The organism is Bradyrhizobium sp. 31Argb (assembly GCF_043638955.1).
In the GTDB taxonomy this organism is placed as follows: domain Bacteria; phylum Pseudomonadota; class Alphaproteobacteria; order Rhizobiales; family Xanthobacteraceae; genus Bradyrhizobium.
On sequence record NZ_JBEGDB010000410.1, the window covers coordinates 1 to 5,149 of the forward strand.

The 5,149-nt window shown below is 61.9% G+C and carries 5 protein-coding genes; all 5 read right to left on the reverse strand.

Going from position 1 to position 5,149, the window contains the following annotated elements; genetic code table 11:
- Positions 1-101 precede the first annotated feature (101 nt).
- The gene (locus AAFX91_RS38765) at positions 102-761 is read right to left on the reverse strand and encodes a GntR family transcriptional regulator (RefSeq protein WP_394570019.1); all 660 of its coding nucleotides are present in this window, start codon (positions 759-761) and stop codon (positions 102-104) included.
- A 208-nt stretch (positions 762-969) separates the two neighbouring features.
- Positions 970-2,490 carry an aldehyde dehydrogenase family protein gene (locus tag AAFX91_RS38770; protein ID WP_130580656.1) on the reverse strand — a complete coding sequence of 507 codons (1,521 nt, stop codon included), beginning with the start codon at positions 2,488-2,490 and terminating at the stop codon, positions 970-972.
- 69 nt (positions 2,491-2,559) lie between these two features.
- Positions 2,560-3,633 (reverse strand): branched-chain amino acid ABC transporter permease, encoded by a 1,074-nt coding sequence (locus tag AAFX91_RS38775; RefSeq protein ID WP_130580655.1) that lies wholly within the window; start codon positions 3,631-3,633, stop codon positions 2,560-2,562.
- Entirely contained in the window at positions 3,630-4,511 is an 882-nt protein-coding gene (locus AAFX91_RS38780) for a branched-chain amino acid ABC transporter permease (RefSeq protein WP_394570017.1), read from the reverse strand. Before AAFX91_RS38780 ends, AAFX91_RS38775 begins: the two co-directional genes overlap by 4 nt.
- Before the next feature lie 61 nt (positions 4,512-4,572).
- On the reverse strand, positions 4,573-5,149 hold a 577-nt coding region (locus AAFX91_RS38785; RefSeq protein WP_394570018.1), incomplete at its 5' end, for an ABC transporter ATP-binding protein.

The window sequence follows — 5,149 nt, forward strand, 5'->3', positions numbered from 1 at the left end:
CGCGCGAAACTACTTCGCCGTCGTCGCCATTGCCGCCACTCTGCTCTGGATAAGGTAACTGTCCACACGGCCTAGCCTGTTCTCAGCAGGCGGCCAGTGGCTCATCCTAGCAGAGCCTTCGGAAGCTTATGCATGATCTCCATCACGCCAGGCGCTCCCTCGCCGGGCGTCAGGTGCGCCGTAGCCGCCTTAGCGGCGACGGATGGATCCTGTTCGAGAATGGCCTGGAGGATCAGGCCATGATATTGGTAAGCTTTACTGATGTAGCCCATCGCATCGAACGAATGATTGCGATAGGCGCTGGTTCGCGTGCGCATCCGCAGGATCTCCTGACGGAGATACGGATTGCGGGATCCCGCGTACAGCACCTCATGAAACGCCATGTTGGCCTGCTGCCAGCCGAGCGCGTCGTTACGTTCGACAACGCTGCGGGACGCCTTATGGGCGTCAGCCAAGGCCTCGCGCTCCTTGCTAGTCATGCGTTCGCAGGCGTAGCGGGCCGATAGGCCTTCGAGCTCCGCCAGCAACTCCCACACCGACAGGAGCTGCGCGAAGTCCATCTTCGAGACGATGGCGCCGCCGCGGGAGATACTGGACACCAGCCCCTCGGCCTTGAGGCGCAGAATGGCCTCGCGCACCGGCGTACGCGACACGCCGAACTGGCTCATCAGGTTTTCTTCGTCGACCGGATCCCCAGGCAGCAACTCGCGCTGGCTGATCTGCCTTTCGACAACACTGTAAATGCGGTCGCTCACCTTCATTTCGGTCACTACATGGGTCCTGGGCAACTTCGGAAGGCGATCGTCCGGGCCATGGTCGACACGTTTCGGTCCCCGACGTAAAAGGAAATAGCTTCAGTTCGAATAGCGATCGCGCTTCAATCTGCCTCCATGCATGATCTCCACGCAAAGCGCGTTCCATCATTGACGGGAAACCGGTACCCGGTTTCCCCCAATCCAGGCAAGCCGATCAGAGCGTCAAGTTGACAGTTACGGTCTTCAGCCGCGAAAAGCCCTCGAGCATCGAACCCAGCGACATTTCCTTGCCGAGCCCGCTCTGCTTGAACCCGCCATAGGGCTGGCCCATGATCTGGCCCTTGCCCTGGTTGACCTGGACCCAGCCGGAATCGATCTCATGGGCCATGCGGATGGCGCGCGACGTGTTGCGTGAGAACACATAGCCGGCCAAGCCGTAGTGGCTGTCATTGGCCATCTTCAGCACCTCGACCTCGTCGCTCCATGGGATCGCCACCAGCACCGGGCCGAAGATTTCCTCCTGCGCGAGACGCCAGTTGTTCGACATGCTGGCGAACAGCGTCGGTATGGTGAAATAGCCGGCGCTCAACGGGCCCTCCTTCGGTGGCAGGCCGCCGGCGATCAGCTTGACGTCCTTGTTCTTGATGCCGTCTTCAATGTAACCGCAGACCCGACCATATTGCTTATTGTTGATCAGACTCCCCATGTCGGTGGCTTCGTCGAGCGGATTACCGATCTTGTAGCTGTTCGTCAGCGCGACCAGCTTGTCGAGAAACTTGTCGTAGATCGACCGGTGCAAGAACAGGCGCGATCCGGCGGTGCATGACTGGCTTTGCCGCGTGAAGCGCATCGCGGATGCAACGCCCTGGACGACCCAATCCTCGTCGGCATCTTCGCAAACGATAGCTGGACTTTTGCCGCCAAGCTCGAGCGATACCGGCACGATGCGGTCCGCCGCGCCAGCCAGGATGCTGCGGCCGACCGCGGTCGAGCCGGTGAACGACACCTTGCTGATGCGCGGATGGGTGGCGAGCGCTGCGCCGCATTCTGGACCAAGGCCGGTCACGATATTCAACACGCCTGGCGGCAGATGCCGATTGCAGATTTCGGCAATGAACAAGGCGGCGAACGGCGCGTCTTCGGCCAGCTTGAGCACCAGCGTGTTGCCGGCGCACACGGCCGGCGCGATCTTGATCGACGACAATGTCGCCGGCGCGTTCCAGGGCACGATCGCGCCAACAACGCCGAGCGGCTCACGCCTCGTGTAGCTCAATATGTCATCGCCCAGCGGCAGCGTATCGCCCTTCAGTTCGCTTGCCAGACCGCCAAAGTAGCGGAAGACCTCCACGCAGGTCAGCGCCTCCGGACGCGCCTGGGTACGCAGCGCATTGCCGGTTTCGTGGGCGATGATGCGGGCCAGCTCTTCAACGCGGACTTCAAGCTCGTCGGCGATCTTGAGCAGCGCCCTGCCGCGCAGAGACGGCGTCACCTTCTTCCAGCTCACGAAGGCCTTTTCCGCAGCGATCACCGCGCGTTCGACATCCTGCCCGGACGCGCGCGGGGTGTGGGCAATCGTCTTCTTGGTGGCGGGGCATTCGACCGCCAGCGTGCGACCATCGACGCTGCCGACCCATTCGCCATTCAACAGTTGAAGCGTCGGTCCAAGGCGCACGGAGCTGTCCGCCTCGCTCACGGATGCCTTCAGCCTTCCATTGATTTGCACTTGTACAGTCATGGTCTTTCCTTCCATCGTTATAGCGACCACCGGCCGAGCCGCATCCTTCATGAGCAGCCGGCAGAGCGATCAGGTGGCACGTACGCCCCTGTCGGCAGCGGCTTTCACGGCCGTTCTCTCGGCGCTTTTCGGAGCAGTTCTATCGGCAGCTTTCCTGGCCTCGCGCCGATTGCCGATGATCTTCATTAGTGAGCCGACGATCCCATTCGGCATCAAGGTCATGCATGCAATCAGGATACCACCATAGACCGCACCGGAGAACGCCTGACCGAGATCCGAGGCATAGGACGGCACGAACTGCAGGAACAGGCCGGCGACCAAAGCTCCCCAGATCGTTCCGAGCCCGCCCACGACGATCGCCGCCAGGAAGCTGATCGACAGCATCAGCGTGAACGAGTCCGGGCCAATGAAACCGATCGTAAAAGTCGCAAGTGCGCCACCAACGCCCGCCAGCATCGAACCGGCCCCGAACACGATCACCTTGAGTCTGTTGACATCTACGCCCATCGACGACGCGGCGAGTTCGCCTTCGCGGATGCCGGCCAGCGCCCGGCCATTACTGCCGCCGACGAAGTTCCTGACCAGCCAGAAGACAACGACGGTGAACGCCAGCACCATGTAATAGATCCATGCGTCCTGGCCCAGCGTGAACCATGCCGGCGGCACCGGCTTGTCGACCATCAGGCCGGCCGCGCCGCCGGTATAGGCCTTGAACTGCTTGACCAGCGGGACGACGGATACGGCGAGGATCAGCGTGATCAAGGCCAGATACAGTCCCCGCAGCCGTTTGGCCGGATAACCCGCCAGCACGCCGGCGATGAATGTGACAACTGCCGCAATCAGGACCGCCAGGACATCGTTGACGCCCAGATACGCGACGCTAAGCACGGCGGCATACGACCCCAAAGCAAAGAAGGCATTGTGGCCGAGCGAGACCTGACCGACATAGCCGGTGATCAGGTTGAGGCCCAGCGCCGCCACGGCATAGGTCATCACGCCGGTCAGTTGGAATGTCTGATACTCGGGGATCACGAGCGGCATGCCGAGCAGGATCACTGCCAACACGAAGCCGACGCCGATCTTTGTGACGACCACCTCGCCATGCCGGACCGATTGCATGGCGGGAATTCCGATGCTGCTCATACGCGTACCACCACGGTGCTGCCGAACAGACCTTCAGGCTTGATGATCAGCACAGCTACGATCAGCATCAGCGGCAGCAGGATCTGCAGATCGGAACCGAGCCAGGGAAGATAAGCCATCGATAGTGCCTGCGAGATGCCGACGATGGCGCCGCCAACAACCGCGCCGCGACAGCTCGTCAATCCGCCGACCACGGCCGCCGCGAATGCGTAGATGATGATGGCGCCCATCATGTTGGGATCGAGCGTCAGCTTCGGTCCGACCAAGAGGCCCGAGACCGCCCCGAGCCCGGCTGCCAGTCCCCATCCGATCGCCATCATTGCCGTGAACGGGACGCCCACCAGCATCGCGGAGGTGGCGTTGGAGGCCGAGGCGCGGAGCGCGGTGCCGAGCCGCGTATGCTGCAACAGCAGGAACATGCAGGTCGAGATCGCAATCAGAAGCGCGATCGTGCCCAGCAGTTCGGCATTGAACCGAAACGCGCCAATGGCGAAGCTCTTCTCGGGGAACGGGCTCGGCAATGAGAGCTGCAGAAATCCCCAGATCGCGCCGTCGAAGCTGTTGAAAGCCAGGAACAGGCCGAGCGTCACGATCACGATCGTCAATTCATCCCGGTGCTGAACCCACCGGACCAGCAGCAAGTAGGCCAGCACGCCGACCACCATCGACAGGATGATTGCGATGAGAAACGACCACCACAGCGGCACGCCCCAATCGACCATCTGCCAGGCGAGATAGGCGGAGAATGTCGCCATCTCGCCTTGGGCGAAATTGGCGATGTTCGTCGTTCGGTAGATCAGCACCAGGGCAAGGCCCAGCGACGCGTAGATCGCGCCATCCCCGATGCCGTTGACGATCTGCTGAAAGAAGTACTGCATCGTCAGCTTCTCTGTTCAGTTATTGGAGTAGCCTGCATGCGCCAAGACCGGTCGCGGATAATCAGTTACCAAGATAGGCAGCGCGGACGCCGTCGTTCTTGGACACGTCTCGGGCCGTGCCCGACAGCACCATCGAGCCGGTCTCAAGCACGTAGGCGTCATTGGCAATCTCCAAAGCCAGATTGGCGTTCTGCTCGACGATCAGCATCGCGATGCCTTGCAATCGGTTGACGCGTTGCAACGCCTCGTAGAGGTCATCGATGATGACCGGCGCGAGCCCGAGCGACGGCTCGTCGAGCAGCATTACCCGCGGCTTGAGCATCAGCGCCCGGCCGACGGCCAGCATCTGCTGCTCGCCGCCGCTGAGGCTGCCAGCCTTCTGCTTGCGGCGCTCGCGCAAGCGAGGAAACAGGGTATACATCTGGTCGATGTCGGCTGCGATCTCAGCCTTGTCGCGGCGACGGAAGGCGCCGACCGCCAGATTGTCCTCGACGGTCAGGTCGCTGAAGGTGCCGCGTCCCTGCACGCCGTGGGCGATGCCCAGGCGCGCGATCCGGTCGGGGCCTAGTGGTCTATCACAGTGATTTTGACTCTTTGGGGGTGGCTGGATAGGCGCGGCCGAGTTTGGCGCGAGCTTT